The sequence below is a fragment of the Corynebacterium sp. HMSC074C04 genome (assembly GCF_001838295.1).
Classification (GTDB): domain Bacteria; phylum Actinomycetota; class Actinomycetes; order Mycobacteriales; family Mycobacteriaceae; genus Corynebacterium; species Corynebacterium amycolatum.
On sequence record NZ_KV836272.1, the window covers coordinates 1,381,518 to 1,395,905 of the forward strand.

Consider the following 14,388-nt stretch of genomic DNA (forward strand, 5'->3'; position numbering starts at 1 on the left):
GTTGGTTGCCGGACCTGGAAGCTGTCAAGCATTTAATGCGCATTCCTTTCCTCAGCGAGATTACGGAGGAATGCGTCTTTGTCGTCGCAGTATATCTCAATCGAGGAAACCATCATTAGCCCCTTGTAAAGATCTTCTGCCACGACTGGCGAATCCACTTCTAGCCTAACGTTCACTTCACTCAAAACAGGCACCCTGAGATTGCCATCCTCGTCAATTGCTACGTCCCCTCCTTCGCCTGCCGTTACGGAGCTCGTCTGACGCAGGTGTGACCATGGAATTTCGCAAGTAAGCCTCCGTCCAATTCGCAGTACTAGTCCCTGCGGTGTTATGAGATGTGGTTGGTCTCGAACAGTTACGTAAAACCCGGATAGAAGAACTACTGCATAAACGCTAATTACCAGCAAGACATATCGCCAAAATGTATTAGAAATAGCGAAATGCACTATGCCGATTTCTACAATGCTCAGCGCTAATACCATAAAAACAACAGTTCGAAGATTTTTGTGCACAGTAAAGGATCTGACTTCACTGTCGACATTTTTCTGAAGTCTAAAGAATGTAAAAGCAGCTATCAGTGAGCTAACTTCCGAAACAAGTAGCGCTAGTATTTTTCGAGGTACGCCAAAATTCTTTGACGTCTCGGACAGCGAAGCAGCCCATGACCTACCATTTCTGAGATAGTCTTGCCGCATACCTCCAAACAGTAAGAGAAGAGCCGCAACTACAACGGCAAGTGGTAACAGGAATACCCAATCCGGCAAACCAGATACCACATTCATAAGAAGGATAAGAACTACTTCAAGAATAATTGCGGTAACCAGAATTGCTCTAAATATAATTTTCATGCTTACCTTCCGACTATGAACGGACAGGCTTTCCTCGGAAGAAGATTCCTCACCATGCAAGCTCTCTCTTAATATTTCTTACACATTCTTGAGTTGATTTTTCACGATATAAACAGGTACCAAATGATCGTTAAAATATGGCCGTGAGCCAAATTCATGACTGAACACCGCTATACCAATGTCGCAGATGGGGGGCCGACTGCCCTCATGCACATCTCAAAACTATTCTTGTTTTCTTCCACTTTCAATACAAAATCAGTTTTCGAGATTTATACTTCCCTTCTCGCGAGCTGGCTGCAATGCTAGATGGCCGACGCATCCGACGACTTGTGGCCACGCTATTCACCTATCGATGCGCTGCAGCGTGTCCACAAGTGAATAGCGCATCGACAAGTGAGAGAGCCTGGCCCACAGCGTGCGCATAAGTGCCGAAAAACCATCGATAAGTCAGGAGAATCCATCGATAAGTGAGAGAAATACATCGACCAGTCCCCGAAACCTGGCCATAAGTGCCGGACAAGGTTAAGGGAGGGTTAAAGGACAAGCCAACAACCTCAGCTCAGCATCCGCCTCTGCTTCAACCCAAGCCCCACTCCAACCGCCACCGCAAACAAAAAATCCTCGGAAGCTTTTACACTTCCGAGGATCTTCGCTGTGGGCGAAGGGGGACTTGAACCCCCACGTCCGTAAAGGACACTGGCACCTGAAGCCAGCGCGTCTGCCATTCCGCCACTCGCCCGTGGGAACGAATAGAACTATAACACCCCGCGCTAATACACCACCAAATCCCCAGGCCAGCGCGCGTTTTTCACCACTTTTCACCACTTTTAAAACGTCTTTTTCGCACTTAGCAACAGCCACTTATTTCACAAGCGTCGTCACTATTTGATAAACCTCAGCAGTTCCTAGCCCTTAACTGAAGGTGTAGGGCTCTATACTGTTGCTAAAGTATCGATAATTTTTATGCACATTTTTCACGTAACCCGCCGCGGTTTGGCGGGAGAAGGCGAATTTCTTTAGTCAGATGGATTTCCTAGGACGCATCCGCAAGCTCGATAGCTCGCTTCAGCGCGGGCTCGACAACAGCTTTGCGCGCGTGTTCGGCGGCAAGGTTGTCCCGAATGAGTTAGAAGAATGCCTGAAGCAGGAAATTGAAGATTTCCTGATGCAGGACGCCAACGGTCAGTACTTGGCACCCAATGATTTCCGCATTGGCATCAGCGCCGCCGATTACAAAAACCTCTCCGCGTCAGAGCCCAACCTGCCGAATCAATTGGCTGACCGCATGACGCGCTACTGCCGTAACAACGGCTGGGGTTTCACCGGTACCATCAGCGTCCACCTGCAGGCAGTGGAGTCGCTCCACACCGGTCAGCTGAAGACGGCCAGCACTTTCACCGAGGACACCGTAAGCACTTCGGAGTTCGTTCCATTCGACGACAGCGCTGATGATGCCAACACTGACGCAGCCCCGTCGCAAAGCGATGATGAACCCCAAGCCGCCGAGACCTCTGCCGCCTACCACCCACAGCCGGAAGCTGAGCAGTTCCCCACCGCTTCCCGTCCCGCGCCTACCGCCGACCCGGAAGCGGCAACTGAGCTGAGCAACTCGGCCGTGGACGAAGACCAGTCCCAGGAAAAGACCATCACCCTGCTGTTGCAGGACGGCTCCTCGCGCGTATTCGAGGTGCGCCATGGTTCGAACATCATCGGCCGCGGCACCGCTTCCGACTTCCGCCTCCCGGACACTGGTGTTTCCCGCCAGCATGCCGAAATCACGTGGGATGGCCAGGATGCGGTGCTCGTCGATTTGCATTCGACCAACGGAACCATTGTCAATGGCGAACCCATTGATAACTGGCTGCTGGCCGACGGCGACGAGATCTCGCTTGGACATTCTGTTCTCGAAGTTCAGATCCGCTAGTTAAATCCGCTGATTTAGATCCGCTAAGTAGTGAGGTTCACTAGATTCAAATGCCACTACCCTAGGTTTGCCGACACATTCCTGGAATAATTACGTCCGTGTGTTCGGTTGCGGACCCACCAGCTCTATATAAGGAGGTTCCTCGGACGTGGAAGCTATCGTTTTTCTGCTTTCGCGCATCGGCGTGCTGGTCGTCCTGTGGTTTTTCATTTGGATGACGCTTCGCACCCTGCGTACAGAAACAATAGGTTCGGCTCCGCTGCGCCCGCTTCGGCAAACCAGCAGCGCTCCGGCCAAGCGTTTCCAGCGCTCGCAGACTCCACATCAGCTCCTTGTCACCTCCGGGCCGCTGGCGGGTTCGCGCATGAACCTAAACAACCAACGCGACATCACTATCGGCCGTTCAGAGTCGAATGCCTTCGTCCTCAACGATGATTTCGCCTCGGGCCAGCACGCTCGCGTCATCAACCGCGACGGCATCTGGTACCTGGAGGATCTGGACTCCCGCAATGGCACATTCCTCAATGGTCAGCGCGTGGAACAGCCGGAACGACTGGCTTCGGGTATGGAATTTCGTATTGGCCGTACAACTTTGAGGTTGCAACCATGAGTCTTGCTCTGAATTACACGGCCCGCTCTGACCGCGGCCTCATCCGACAGAACAACGAGGACTCCGCCTATGCGGGTTCGCGTCTGCTCGCGCTTGCCGACGGCATGGGTGGCCACGCCGCCGGGGAAATCGCATCCCAGCTGATGATTGCGGCTGTCTCTCGGTTGGACAATGATCAGCCCGGCCCCGATTTGCTCGAGTCCCTGCGCAGCGCCTGCATAGAGGGCAATAATTCCATTGCGGATGAAATTGAGCAGAACCCCTCTACGCAAGGCATGGGCACTACGCTGACTGCTCTGCTTTTCGACGGCACCCGCCTGGGCATGTGCCATGTCGGTGACTCGCGTGGCTATCTGCTGCGCGACGGGGAGCTCATCCGCATTACCCGGGATGACACTTATGTGCAGTCGCTGGTGGACGAGGGCAATCTCACCGAAGAAGAAGCGGCAATTCACCCTCAGCGCTCACTGATTTTGAAGGCTCTCACCGGTCGCCCGGTGGAGCCTACTTTGTCTTATCGCGATGTCCACGAGGGCGATCGCTACCTGCTGTGCTCGGATGGCCTGTCCGATCCGGTGTCCGCGGACACCATCAAGGATGTGCTCTCGGAGGGGACTCCGGACGAGGCCGCTACCAAGCTCATTGACTACGCGTTGAAGTCCGGTGGTCCGGACAACATCACCGTGGTGGTTGCCGATGTTGTCGATTCGTCGGCACGCACGCCTTACGAGCCCGCCCTGGCCGGTGCCCTGCAGAGTGCGGAGGAGGAACTCCCCCGCCCTAATACGGCAGCGGGTCGCGCGGCGGCACTCCGCCCGCGGAAGTCGCAGGAAATTGCAGTGACTTCGGCGCCGGAGAAGAAGGCTTCCAAGGGCAAGTGGCTAGTTGTTTCTGTGGTGCTGGTGCTGGTGGCCGGTTTGGTCGGCCTTGGTATTTGGGGCTGGCAGAAGAAGGAGTCGATGTACCATCTCGCGGTGGTTGACGGGCAGGTGCAGTTGATGCATGGCGTGCCCGGTAGTTTGCTGGGCTTCGATCTGCAAGAGCCGCATCAGTTCATCTGTTTGACCGATGACAACAAAGTTCAGCTGCCTCCGGCCGGGACGCCGAAGGAGAAGGTCGACTGCCACATCATGACGCCGGAAGATCTCTCGCCGGCGGCACGCAATTCGCTGGAAGGTCTGCCGGCTGATTCCTACGACGGTGTCAGCGACCAGATTGGCCGTTTGGCGGAGTCGGCACTGCCGGTATGTCTGTCCGTGTCCGACGACGACAAGGACGCAACTTCCGCCGACAAGAAGGATGAAAAGCTGGGTTCGAAGCCAGGAGTCAACTGTAGGCAGGTGCGAAAATGAGTGAAACTACCGCGAAGCGACAGCTTCGGATGAAGGAAATGCTCCTGCTGCTGCTGTCGGCAGGATTGTTGCTTTTGGCACTTATTTCGCTGGAACTGGCTCAGGGCAACTCTCTGACCGCCGATGTCTTTTACATCATTGGCGGATTCTTTGTAATCTTTGCAGTGGCGCATATCGCACTGACCTTTGTGGCGCCCAACGCCGATCAGGTGATGCTGCCGGTTGCAGCCACTCTCAATGCCTTGGGGTTGGTGATGATTCACCGCCTCGACCTGGCCAATGACACCTCGTTAGTGCGCAACCAGATTATGTGGACCGTGCTCAGTGTCGCACTGTTTATCGGTGTGATCGTCCTGCTGCGCAACCATCACTCACTGTCGCAGTACTCGTATCTGCTGGGTCTCGGCGGCTTGATTCTGTTGGCGCTGCCGCTGGTGTGGCCGTCGTCGATTAATGCTGATGCCCGCATCTGGATTTCCATCGGCCCGTTTTCCATGCAGCCTGGTGAGTTTGCCAAGGTCATGTTGCTGATCTTCTTCGCACAGCTGCTGGTGAATAAGCGCTCGCTGTTCAATGTGGCGGGTAAGCGTTTCCTGGGCATTGATTTCCCGCGTGTTCGCGATCTGGGCCCGATTCTGCTGATCTGGGGCATCGCTACTGTCATCATGGCTCTGCAGAATGACTTTGGTCCGGCGCTGGTGCTCTTCGGCACTGTGCTGGCAATGCTCTACGCTGCCACCGGTCGTGGTTCCTGGCTCATCATCGGCATGGGGCTGGTGACCATCGGTGTTGTCGGTGTCTACATGGTTTCGGACAAGATTCAGGCGCGAGTCACGCATTTCCTGGATCCGTTGGGTTCCTACGACGAGGGTGGCTACCAGCTCTCCCAGGGGCTGTTCGGCATGAGCTGGGGTGGCATCGGTGGCACCGGTCTGGGGCAGGGCTACCCACAGAACATTCCGGTGGCACACTCTGACTTCATCCTCTCCGCCTTTGGCGAGGAGCTCGGTTTTACCGGTCTGAGTGCCATCATCCTGCTGTTCGCGATTCTGATTTCGCGCGGTATTTCGGCGAGCTTGGCGGTACGTGATTCCTTCGGCAAGCTGCTGGCGGCCGGCATCGCATTCTCGATGGCCATTCAGCTGTTCGTGGTTGCAGCCGGTGTTTCCAAGCTGATGCCACTAACCGGTCTGACTACACCGTTCATGTCAGCCGGTGGTTCCTCACTGCTGGCCAGCTACATCATGTTGGCCATCGTGCTGCGCGTCTCTGACGAGGCCAACCGCCCCTGGGGCATTCCAAGCACCCCTTCTGGCCTCAACGACAATGCCAACGCAGCTCAGGGGGTGAACCAGTAGATGAATAAGACCATTCGCCAAATCTTTGTTGTCGTACTCGGGCTCTTCGTTCTTCTACTGGCGAACCTGACCTACATCCAGGGCTTCCAGCAGGATAAGTACGCCCACAATCCGCTGAATAGCCGCCAGTTCCTGGAGGAAAAGTCCAAACCTCGCGGCCAGATCACCACTGACGGCGACATTCTGGCCCACTCGGTCAAAGGCGAGAACGGCTTCTATGACCGCAGCTACGACACCGACCCGGAGGCATATGCCGCGGTGGTCGGATACCTGTCGGACATCTACGGCTCCGCCGGTATCGAACGCTCTCAAAACGGAATCTTGAACGGCAGCGACCCTTCGCTGTTTACTTCCCGCGCCCTCGACATGGTCACGGGCAAGGAACCTTCTGGGGCTTCCGCAGAGCTGACGCTGTTGCCGAACGCTCAGCGGACTGCGTACCAACAACTCGCTGAACGCGGCTACGTCGGCTCCGCCGTCGCCATTCGCCCATCGACGGGTGAAATTCTCGCGATGGCCTCCACACCGTCGTTCAACCCGAATGACATCGCGGCCGGCGACGAGAGTACCTGGCAGTCCCTCAATAACAATGAGGGCGCACCGCTGCTCAACCACGCCACTCAGCGTCCGCTGCCGCCCGGTTCCACTTTCAAGGTGTTGACCACGGTCACGGCACTGGAGCAAGGCGCCTCCCCGGACACCTCGGTCACTGGCGCACCGCAGATTACGCTGCCGGATACCACCACCACGTTGGAAAACTACGGTGGCTCGACCTGTGGCGGGGCTACTACGACTCTCCGCCAGGCTTTCGCACAGTCCTGTAATACGGCGTTCGCGGAGCTCGGTATGCAGTACGGGGCCGATGCGCTCAAGGACGTCGCCAAGCGATTCGGCATCGGTGAGACCCACGACGACGCGGGCCTGCCGATTCAGCCCTCCACCGTCGGTGAGATTCCGGATCAGTCCTCGCTGGGGCAAACCTCCATTGGTCAGCGCGACGTGTCCTTTACACCACTGGACAACGCCATCATCGCCGCCACGATTGCCAACGGCGGCGTGCGCATGGAACCCCAGATCATCAAATCGGTGCGCGGTGCCGACCTCTCCGAGATCAAGTCCTTCAAGCCGATTGAAGCCGACGAGGCGATTTCGCCGGAGATCGCAGAAACCGTAACTGAGCTGATGCGCGGTTCCGAGTCGCATTCGGGCGGTAACGGTTCACGTATCGCCTCCAAGACCGGTACCGCGGAACACGGTGCTGTCCGCGGCGAGTACGCACCGCACGTTTGGTACATCGCCTTCGCTCCGGACTCCGATGTCGCCGTGGCTGTCGTCGTGGAAAACGGTGGCGGTCAAGGCCAGGGCGCTACCGGCGCCTCCGTTGCTGCCCCGATTGGCCGTGCGCTCATTGACGCGGTCGAACAGGCGGGTTGATAAGCATGGATGCCCACCAAGTTCAAGACATCGTCGGCGACCGCTATCACGTCCGCCGTCTGCTCGGCCGTGGCGGTATGTCCACCGTCTGGCTTGCCGACGACGCCACCAGCGGCGAACTAGTTGCGATCAAACTTCTGAATCAGGAGTACTCGGACAACTACGAGTTCCGGCAGCGCTTCCAGAACGAAGCCGCTGCTGCACGCAGCGTCAACAGCCCAAACGTGGTGAAGATTGTCACGTACGAGGAAGGCGATATCGGCAGCCACGGCGCGTGTTACATCGTCATGGAGTACATCCGTGGCGAATCTCTGTCGCAGGTGCTGCAGCGACGTCGCACCCTGCCAGAGCACCTGATGCTCGACGTGCTGGAGCAGACTGCGCACGGTCTGTCGGCAATTCACGCTGCGAACCTTGTCCACCGCGACATTAAGCCGGGCAACCTGCTGGTGACGCCGGAGGGCACCGTGAAGATTACCGACTTTGGCATTGCCAAGGCCGCCGAAGCGGTGCCTCTGACGCGTACCGGCATGGTCGTCGGTACCGCGCAGTATGTCTCACCGGAGCAGGCGCAGGGCAAACAGGTAAGTCCGGCGACTGACATTTACTCGCTTGGCTGTGTCGCCTACGAAATGGTGGCCGGCGCCCGCCCCTTCCAGGGCGACTCCACCGTCGCGGTTGCCGTGGCACACATCAACGAGGCACCGCCTGCGTTGGCGCCGACGGTCAATCCGCATATCCGCGAACTTATCGGCATTATGCTGCGCAAGGATCCGCAGCGTCGCTATGCCGATGGCCGCGAGCTGGCACAGGCTGTTTTGCGAGTGCGCGCGGGGCACCGCCCACCGCAGCCGCGTGGTGTGACCCCAACGGTGCACCGTCAATCCAACGCTGCCAACCCGGCGACCACCGAACTCGGTGCCATGACGCGACCGCCCATGCCGGTGTCGCAACCACAGCAGCAGCCACAGCGGCCACCGCAGCAACCCACTCGGCAGCGAAAGCCGGCAAAGAAGCGCAGCGGCTGCGGTTGTGGCTGCGGCAGCATTGTGCTGTTGGGACTGCTAGTGTTACTGGCCGGGGCTATCGCTGTTGTCTATTCGCTGTCGACAACCGGTTCACTGCCAACCATTCCAAACTTGGAGCAGTACATTCCGAACCAGTCACAGCAGCAAACCACAGAAGAAAACTCTGACTCCAGCAACGGTTCCGGTTGGTCGGACGACAATTCTGGTAACTGGGGAAATAACGACGGTGGCAGCTACGGCGACAACTCTGGTGAAAACTACGGTGGCAACAATGATGGTGCTTCTGACAGCTCCACTGAACAGGACACCAGCGAGACCGCCCCGGATACCTCCGAACCGACTCAGGATTCGGGCAACGACAATAGCGACGACTCCACTGGCGGTGGTCTGCCCGGCATTCAACTGCCCCCGGAAAATGGGTCCGGTAATACCTTGGGGACTCCAGATGCACAGTAATATTCAGGTACAAGATGTTTTGGTGGAAATCCTTCCGAAGGGACTGACGAACAATGTCTGGCAATGACGATCTCCTCTCCGGCCGTTATCGGCTCGGCGAGCTCATTGGCGTTGGCGGCATGTCCGATGTTTACCGAGCTGAAGATACTGTTCTCGGTCGCTCTGTCGCGGTCAAGATGATGAGGGCCGACCTTGCCAGGGATGAGAACTTCCTCGCAAGGTTCCGTCGTGAAGCGAAAAACTCAGCACTACTGAATCACCCGTCTATCGTGTCGGTGTACGACACCGGCGAGACGGATAGCCCGATGGGGCGTGTGCCTTTCATTGTCATGGAGCTGATTCAGGGTGAGACGCTGCGTGACCTTGTTCGTCGTGAGGGGCGGCTCGACCCGAAGAAAGCCACGTCGATAATGGCATCGGTGTGTGACGCACTGACGGCATCCCACCATGCCGGCATCATTCACCGTGACATCAAGCCGGCGAACATCATGCTGACCAACACCGGCAAGGTGAAGGTGATGGACTTCGGCATCGCTCGCGCGCTCGGTGATTCCACCACGATGACGCAGACTGCGGCCGTGCTGGGTACCGCGCAGTACCTTTCGCCGGAGCAGGCGCGCGGTAAGACCGCCGATGCACGTTCTGATATTTACGCTGTCGGTTGCGTACTTTTCGAGGCTGTCACGGGCGCCCCGCCATTCACCGGTGAAACCCCTCTTTCTGTCGCTTACCAGCATGTTCAGGATCAGCCGCCGCGCCCTTCGGGGAAGCTCAACACCGACCCGAACACGGCTCAGGGCCTCGACGCGGTGCTGTTGACCGCGATGGCCAAGGATCCGATGGAGCGCTACGACACCGCAGAGGACTTCGCCCAGGATTTGCGTCGTCTTGCACGCGGCGAGGATCCGTTGGCGCTGGCGCACCACGGCGCGCATGACGACGACGCGAAGACCACCGAATTCCTTCCGGCAGCTCCGTCGGATGCTGAGACTCGGGTGACCCCTGCACAGCAGGCAACTCCGGCCCCTGTCCCTGCTCCCGCTCCTGAACCGAAGGAAGCAGCGGACCAGTCGGAGGCCCCTGCTCAGATCGCTAACACTGACGAGCCCGAGAAAGAGAAAGGCGGCGCAGGAAAGACTGTCGCGCTGGTGGCTGCTGCAATGGTGGCTCTCGGCGGTGTCGGCTACGGCGCCTACCAGCTCTTCAACTCGTCCACCGAGGTCGAGACCGTTGCCATTCCGCAGGTCGAGGGTCTAAATGTCAATGAGGCAACGCAGGTTCTCGAGGAGGCTGGTTTTGTAGTCAACCGCGTCGATGAGCCGAACCCAGATGTCCCCCGAGACACGGTGATCGCCACGGAACCGGGTGTCGGATCGGGGTTGCCGCAGGGATCTCGCATCAAGCTGCGCGTATCTTCGGGCCCGGAGTTGACTAATGTGCCGGATGTGCGCGACAAACAGGCCGAGGAAGCTCGCCGCCTGCTCGAGGAGGCGGGGCTTGTCGTCAATCCAAAGCTGCAAGAGGAACCGAATGAGGACGTTCCGCGCGGCAATGTTATCGAGCAGTCTCCAGCTGCCGGTTCTCAGGTATCGAAGGGAACCCGCGTAACCTTGACTGTCTCCTCCGGTATCGAGACCAAGACTGTTCCGGATGTCACTGGTCAGACTTTGGATTCCGCCCGCACGACCCTCGAATCCGCTGGTTTCGTTGTCGAAGTGGTAGAGGTGGACTCCGCTGAGAAGCAGGGAACCGTCATTGAGGTTCCGCAGAAGGGCTCGGAGCTCACTGTCGGTACGACGGTTGAGCTGCACGTTTCGCGTGGTAACCAAATTAAGATGCCACGGGTTGAGGGACAGACCCTCAGTGATGCGGAGAAGGCACTCGCCGATGCCGGATTCGAGGGAACTATCCGCACCGAGGAAGTCACCACGCTGGATCTGTCCAAGGTCGACCACGTGGAGAAGGCCAATCCGTCGGCCGGGTCTAAGCTGAACAAGGACGGCGAGGTCACCCTGCGTGTCTACCGGCTTGGGGTTGCTCCGGAGGGTTCTGAGGACGAGCCTGCGCCGGAACCTCCCCTAAGGCTGCCGGATTTGCTGCCTAACTAACGGCTAGTGTGCCAGCACATCTGAGAAGGCGCGCTGGTACACGGCCTGCTGTTCCTCCAACTCCGCCAGGAGTTCCTCGGAGTACTCGCCACCGGCCAGGCGCAGCCAGTTGACGAGCATGCGGTGCCCGTACTGGGTGAGTACCGACTCCGGGTGGTACTGCACGCCGTGAATCGGCAGGTCGCGGTGGCGCATCGCCATCAGCATGCCCGAATCGGTGAATGCCGTGGCAATGAGTTCCTCCGGCAGTGTCTTCGGATCGACCGTCAACGAGTGGTAGCGCGTGGCAATAAAAGGACTGGGCACATCGGCCAGCACACCCGTGCCGTCGTGTGTGACCGGGGAAGTCTTGCCGTGCAACAGCTCGTCGGCACGCACGACCTGCGCACCAAAGACCTCACCAATCGCCTGATGACCCAAGCACACACCCAACACCGGTGTCGGATCGTCCTGCCTGCTCACCGCGCGAATAATGTCCTCTGTCCATCCAGCATTGGACGGCTCACCGGGACCGGGCGACAGTAGGATTGCATCAAATTGCTTTACGACGTCGTCAACATCGCGGAGACGCGCATCATCATTGCGCCAGACAGTCACCGTTTCGCCGAGCTGGCCTATGTACTGGACCAGATTGAATACGAAGCTGTCATAGTTATCGACGACGAGAATCTGCATAACTGGGAATTCTACTGCCTGCGAACTTCACTGGTAAGTTCGGATGCAAAGTTTACAATTATGCATATACCGCGGGAGTGTAGATACCGCGCTGATCGCAACCTGCTGACCACAACCTAAGGAGTTTAAAGCGCTATGCCTAAGGCAAAGATTGAAAGCACTAATTCCCCACAATCCGGTGGCTCCTCCGTCAGCCGTACCCCGGTCAAGATCAACAGCACTCAGACACCGGTGTGGTACAAGGTGCTGATGTTCGGGTTCATGCTGATTGGTTTGGGCTGGCTGCTGGTCAACTACATCGCGGGTCCGCATATTCCGTTCATGGTGACTTTGAACGCATGGAACTACGTCATCGGCTTTGGTCTTTTCATTGTTGGTCTGCTGATGACTATGGGTTGGCGTTAGTCAGCTCTAATACACCGCACTCCTCAGGCGCATCCACTTTTGGATGCGCCTTTTTCATACCTAAAAACCCAGGTCAATTCACCCCCGTTAATACACCCGTTTCCCACACGTTTTTCGGAGAATGGGGATTTCCCTCCTATTGATCGCGCAAAAAAGTTATCCACAGAAACCTGTGTAACAATCATGTAATTTGTGGATAACTGTGGAGAGATTTCGTCCCAAAATTCTCACGGGTTACGTGACAGAAACCGTAAAGCATGACAACTTTGGCTCTATCCCCTGTGTCCACAGTATCCACAGCCTGTGGATAATTCTGTGAACAAGTAACATAGTTGCAAGTCAACTTGTGTGTAATTCCAATATTCTGCGGAGTTCGACCACTTTCGAACGCTGGTTCGTAAATTACAAGAATGGAATTATCCACACATGTGCACAAGTCTGTGGACAACTGTGGATTCTTGTAATTTGTGAAAATTGGGACCGTAACGTGCTTCTTGGTCCATGTTCACCTAGGTGAACAGTGGAGTATTTTGCCCACAGGGCTGTGGATATGTGGAGAATCAACCCAATTTGCTACTACCCCCGCTACCCCTAAACACAACATTGAAGTTACGGGCCGTCGTAAAGCGAAAATAGGCATGAAAAAACCCGCCCGGAACAACCGGACGGGTTAAAGAGCGTAGAAGCTAGCGGATTACTTCTCGATATCGATGGAGGTAATCACGACCGGCTCCAGCGGGCGATCCCAGTGATCGGTAGCCACACGAGCGATCTCGTCGACGACCTTCTTCGAGGCGTCATCAACGACCTCACCGAAGATGGTGTGAGCGCCATTGAGGTGCGGGGTCGGAACCACGGTGATGAAGAACTGGGAACCGTTGGTGCCGCGGCCGCCACGCTTGCCGGCGTTAGCCATAGCGAGCAGGTACGGACGATCGAACTGGAGCTCCGGGTGGATCTCATCGTCGAACATGTAGCCCGGGCCGCCAGTGCCGGTGCCCAGCGGGTCACCACCCTGAATCATGAATCCGGCGATGATGCGGTGGAAAATGGCCTCATCGTAGAACGGGCCGGACTCGGTGCCAGAGGCGTTCTGACCCTTGTACTCCTTCGTGCCCTCTGCCAGGCCGATGAAGTTGTCGACAGTGTTCGGCGCGTGGTTGCCGAACAGGTCAATCACGATATCGCCATGGTTGGTGTGCACAGTTGCAGTAGCAGTCTTAATAGTCACGTTCCTTAGGATACCGACCTTGGTGGCCAATTGCTCTTACTGGTGAGTTTCTCCTTGGCAGAAACCTGCGAAAATGTTTTTCAAGATAAGGAAAAGAGTTCTTCGTTGACCCCCATGACGAGCAAATAGTGCCTAAGCTGGAATGTGAGCCTGCTGCAAGTATTTCGACGCTAGGCCTAACTGGGCCCTAGCTCTTGGACGTAGAAGCATCTTGGTCTCAGAGGCACTGGCGCCGCAGCAGTATTAATCATTGATTGAAAATAAAAGGCGAAGCCTGTTGGCGATGCACTAATTAAGGAGAGTCATGAACCCCAACGCAATCTCGCTGGCTGTCAAGGGACTGAAGTCCGCTTACGACAGCTACTCCGATTACCGGGACAAGAAGGCTGCAGAGCTCTACGACACGATGCAGGAGGCTAAGAAGGTGGCAGCTGCACAGAACGAGGCTGCAAAGGACGCAGCATCCGATTGGGCAGAAGACGTTAAGGAAAAGGTTTCCGGCGCTCGCGATCAGCTCGCTGAGCAGGCTGAAGAACTGACCGGCAAGGTTGAGAAGAAGTCCAAGGAGACCAAGAAGCAGGCGAAGAAGGCCGAGAAGGACGCTAAGCGCAAGGGCAAGAAGACTCGTTGCAAGGCTCGCTGCGAGGCTAAGAAGGCTGAAAAGAAGGCCAAGAAGGCTCGCAAGGACCTCGAGGTGCGTACCCAGAAGGCTATCGACAAGGTAACCGGTAAGGAAGAGCAGCGCGCCAAGAACGGCCGCATTGCAACCGCTTCCCTGGTCTTCGCTGTTGTTGCAGCAATCGTCGGTGTCATTGTCTGGAAGCTGCGCAAGGACGACAAGCTCCCGGTTGACCCAGCTCCGTACCAGCAGAAGGCCCAGGAAGTTAAGCACAAGGTCGAAGAGAAGGCCGCAGAGGTCAAGGAGACCGTTGAAGAAAAGGCTTCTGAGGCTAAGGAAA

The 14,388-nt window shown here is 56.9% G+C and carries 12 protein-coding genes and 1 tRNA gene; 9 read left to right on the plus strand and 4 right to left on the minus strand.

The genetic code is table 11. The features are described from left to right. Nucleotides 1-32: 32 nt before the first annotated feature. The gene (locus HMPREF3011_RS10490) at nt 33-848 is read right to left on the minus strand and encodes a hypothetical protein (protein ID WP_070841506.1); all 816 of its coding nucleotides are present in this window, start codon (nt 846-848) and stop codon (nt 33-35) included. A gap of 655 nt (nt 849-1,503) precedes the next feature. Continuing rightward, nucleotides 1,504-1,587: transfer RNA gene (locus HMPREF3011_RS10495), tRNA-Leu, on the minus strand. Nucleotides 1,588-1,872: 285 nt separating this feature from the next. On the opposite strand from HMPREF3011_RS10495, the gene HMPREF3011_RS10500 reads away from it, so the two are divergent. From HMPREF3011_RS10500 to pknB, 7 genes are all read left to right on the plus strand, one after another. Next, a complete protein-coding gene (locus tag HMPREF3011_RS10500; protein ID WP_038627135.1) occupies nt 1,873-2,772 on the plus strand; it encodes a DUF3662 and FHA domain-containing protein in 900 nt (299 codons plus the stop codon). A gap of 148 nt (nt 2,773-2,920) precedes the next feature. Next, complete coding sequence (locus HMPREF3011_RS10505) at nt 2,921-3,382, plus strand: FHA domain-containing protein FhaB/FipA (protein WP_038627132.1); 462 nt, start codon at nt 2,921-2,923, stop codon at nt 3,380-3,382. After that, complete coding sequence (locus HMPREF3011_RS10510) at nt 3,379-4,734, plus strand: PP2C family protein-serine/threonine phosphatase (protein ID WP_038627130.1); 1,356 nt, start codon at nt 3,379-3,381, stop codon at nt 4,732-4,734. The genes HMPREF3011_RS10505 and HMPREF3011_RS10510 overlap by 4 nt, the downstream gene beginning before the upstream one ends. After that, complete coding sequence (locus tag HMPREF3011_RS10515; protein WP_065422994.1) at nt 4,731-6,092, plus strand: FtsW/RodA/SpoVE family cell cycle protein; 1,362 nt, start codon at nt 4,731-4,733, stop codon at nt 6,090-6,092. The genes HMPREF3011_RS10510 and HMPREF3011_RS10515 overlap by 4 nt, the downstream gene beginning before the upstream one ends. Beyond that, nucleotides 6,093-7,526 carry a penicillin-binding transpeptidase domain-containing protein gene (locus HMPREF3011_RS10520; RefSeq protein WP_038627126.1) on the plus strand — a complete coding sequence of 478 codons (1,434 nt, stop codon included), beginning with the start codon at nt 6,093-6,095 and terminating at the stop codon, nt 7,524-7,526. It abuts the gene before it with no gap. Nucleotides 7,527-7,531: 5 nt separating this feature from the next. After that, a complete protein-coding gene (locus HMPREF3011_RS10525) occupies nt 7,532-9,010 on the plus strand; it encodes a serine/threonine-protein kinase (RefSeq protein WP_070841507.1) in 1,479 nt (492 codons plus the stop codon). Between the two features lie 53 nt (nt 9,011-9,063). After that, nucleotides 9,064-11,118 (plus strand): Stk1 family PASTA domain-containing Ser/Thr kinase, encoded by a 2,055-nt coding sequence (gene pknB, locus HMPREF3011_RS10530; RefSeq protein WP_070431838.1) that lies wholly within the window; start codon nt 9,064-9,066, stop codon nt 11,116-11,118. Between the two features lie 3 nt (nt 11,119-11,121). On the opposite strand, the gene HMPREF3011_RS10535 is transcribed toward pknB, so the two are convergent. Next, nucleotides 11,122-11,793: an aminodeoxychorismate/anthranilate synthase component II gene (locus HMPREF3011_RS10535; RefSeq protein WP_038627121.1), complete on the minus strand. Its 672-nt coding sequence runs from the start codon at nt 11,791-11,793 to the stop codon at nt 11,122-11,124. Nucleotides 11,794-11,928: 135 nt separating this feature from the next. Between HMPREF3011_RS10535 and crgA the strand changes: the two genes are divergently transcribed. Next, entirely contained in the window at nt 11,929-12,198 is a 270-nt protein-coding gene (crgA, locus tag HMPREF3011_RS10540) for a cell division protein CrgA (RefSeq protein WP_005511903.1), read from the plus strand. Nucleotides 12,199-12,892: 694 nt separating this feature from the next. On the opposite strand, the gene HMPREF3011_RS10545 is transcribed toward crgA, so the two are convergent. Further along, nucleotides 12,893-13,429 carry a peptidylprolyl isomerase gene (locus HMPREF3011_RS10545; RefSeq protein WP_370547538.1) on the minus strand — a complete coding sequence of 179 codons (537 nt, stop codon included), beginning with the start codon at nt 13,427-13,429 and terminating at the stop codon, nt 12,893-12,895. 304 nt (nt 13,430-13,733) lie between these two features. On the opposite strand from HMPREF3011_RS10545, the gene HMPREF3011_RS10550 reads away from it, so the two are divergent. Beyond that, nucleotides 13,734-14,388 (plus strand): hypothetical protein (locus tag HMPREF3011_RS10550; RefSeq protein ID WP_246821527.1); only part of this gene is annotated, 655 nt, incomplete at its 3' end.

What these genes read in the sequence shown, in the direction of transcription:
- HMPREF3011_RS10500 (WP_038627135.1), top strand. Translation starts at nt 1,873, where the DNA reads ATGGATTTCCTAGGACGCATCCGCAAGCTCGATAGCTCGCTTCAGCGC.
- HMPREF3011_RS10515 (WP_065422994.1), top strand. Translation starts at nt 4,731, where the DNA reads ATGAGTGAAACTACCGCGAAGCGACAGCTTCGGATGAAGGAAATGCTC.
- pknB (WP_070431838.1), top strand. Translation starts at nt 9,064, where the DNA reads ATGTCTGGCAATGACGATCTCCTCTCCGGCCGTTATCGGCTCGGCGAG.
- HMPREF3011_RS10535 (WP_038627121.1), bottom strand. Translation starts at nt 11,793, where the DNA reads ATGCAGATTCTCGTCGTCGATAACTATGACAGCTTCGTATTCAATCTG.
- HMPREF3011_RS10525 (WP_070841507.1), top strand. Translation starts at nt 7,532, where the DNA reads ATGGATGCCCACCAAGTTCAAGACATCGTCGGCGACCGCTATCACGTC.
- HMPREF3011_RS10490 (WP_070841506.1), bottom strand. Translation starts at nt 848, where the DNA reads ATGAAAATTATATTTAGAGCAATTCTGGTTACCGCAATTATTCTTGAA.
- HMPREF3011_RS10510 (WP_038627130.1), top strand. Translation starts at nt 3,379, where the DNA reads ATGAGTCTTGCTCTGAATTACACGGCCCGCTCTGACCGCGGCCTCATC.
- crgA (WP_005511903.1), top strand. Translation starts at nt 11,929, where the DNA reads ATGCCTAAGGCAAAGATTGAAAGCACTAATTCCCCACAATCCGGTGGC.
- HMPREF3011_RS10520 (WP_038627126.1), top strand. Translation starts at nt 6,093, where the DNA reads ATGAATAAGACCATTCGCCAAATCTTTGTTGTCGTACTCGGGCTCTTC.